The organism is Bisbaumannia pacifica (assembly GCF_007989625.1).
Taxonomy (GTDB): Bacteria; Pseudomonadota; Gammaproteobacteria; order Pseudomonadales; family Halomonadaceae; genus Bisbaumannia; species Bisbaumannia pacifica.
In genome coordinates, this window is sequence record NZ_BJUK01000097.1 from 1 (window position 1) to 1,548 (window position 1,548).

General features: G+C 68.5%; 1 protein-coding gene. It reads left to right on the top strand.

Annotated features, from left to right (window positions below; all coding sequences use genetic code 11):
• Positions 1-1,548 (top strand): urocanate hydratase (gene hutU / locus HPA02_RS18045; protein WP_146804587.1); only part of this gene is annotated, 1,548 nt, incomplete at its 5' end.

The following is a 1,548-nucleotide window of genomic DNA, read 5'->3' on the forward strand; positions in this document are numbered from 1 at the left end:
GCCGAGCGCCCCGAGGACCTGGTGGTCTACGGCGGCATCGGCCGCGCCGCCCGCGACTGGCAGTGCTACGACACTATCGTCGAGACCCTCCAGCGCCTGGAGGAGACCCAGACCCTGCTGGTCCAGTCCGGCAAGCCGGTGGGCGTCTTCGAGACCCACAAGGACGCCCCGCGGGTTCTGATCGCCAACTCCAACCTGGTGCCGGCCTGGGCCAACTGGGAGCACTTCAACGAGCTGGATAAGAAAGGCCTGATGATGTACGGCCAGATGACCGCCGGCTCGTGGATCTATATCGGCTCCCAGGGCATCGTCCAGGGCACCTACGAGACCTTCGTCGAAGCCGGCCGCCAGCACTACAACGGCGACCTCACCGGTCGCTGGATCCTCACCGCCGGCCTCGGTGGCATGGGCGGCGCCCAGCCCCTGGCGGCGACGCTGGCCGGCGCCTGCTCGCTGAACATCGAGTGCCAGCAGTCGAGCCTCGATTTCCGCCTGCGCACCCGCTACCTGGACGAGCAGGCCGATGACCTCGACGACGCCCTGGCCCGCATCGAGCGCTACACCGCCGAGGGCAAGGCGATCTCCATCGGCCTGTGCGCCAACGCCGCCGATGTGCTGCCGGAGCTGGTCAAGCGCGGCGTGCGCCCGGACATGGTCACCGACCAGACCAGCGCCCACGACCCGCTGCACGGCTACCTGCCCCAGGGCTGGACCTGGGAGGAGTACGTGGCCCGCGGCAAGACCCAGCCGGAAGCCACCGTCAAGGCCGCCAAGCAGTCCATGGCGGTGCACGTCCAGGCCATGCTCGACTTCCAGAAGCAGGGCGTGCCGACCTTCGACTACGGCAACAACATCCGCCAGATGGCGATGGAAGAGGGTGTCGAGAACGCCTTCGACTTCCCCGGCTTCGTGCCGGCCTATATCCGCCCGCTGTTCTGCCAGGGCATCGGTCCCTTCCGCTGGGCGGCGCTCTCCGGCGACCCGGAAGACATCTACAAGACCGATCAGAAGGTCAAGGAGCTGATCCCCGACGACGAGCACCTGCACCGCTGGCTGGACATGGCCCGGGAGCGGATCAGCTTCCAGGGGCTGCCGGCGCGCATCTGCTGGGTGGGCCTCAAGGACCGCGCCCGCCTCGGCCAGGCCTTCAACGAGATGGTCAAGAACGGCGAGCTCAAGGCGCCCATCGTGATCGGCCGCGATCACCTGGATTCCGGCTCGGTGGCCAGCCCCAACCGCGAGACCGAGGCGATGATGGACGGCTCCGACACCGTCTCCGACTGGCCGCTGCTCAACGCCCTGCTCAATACCGCAGGCGGTGCCACCTGGGTGTCGCTGCACCACGGCGGTGGCGTGGGCATGGGCTACTCCCAGCATGCCGGGGTGGTGATCGTCGCCGACGGCAGCGATGACGCCCATGCCCGCCTGGGCCGGGTGCTGCGCAACGACCCGGGCACCGGGGTGATGCGTCACGCCGATGCCGGCTACGAGATCGCCAAGCAGTGCGCCCGGGACAACGGCCTCGACCTGCCGATGCTGGATAAGTAA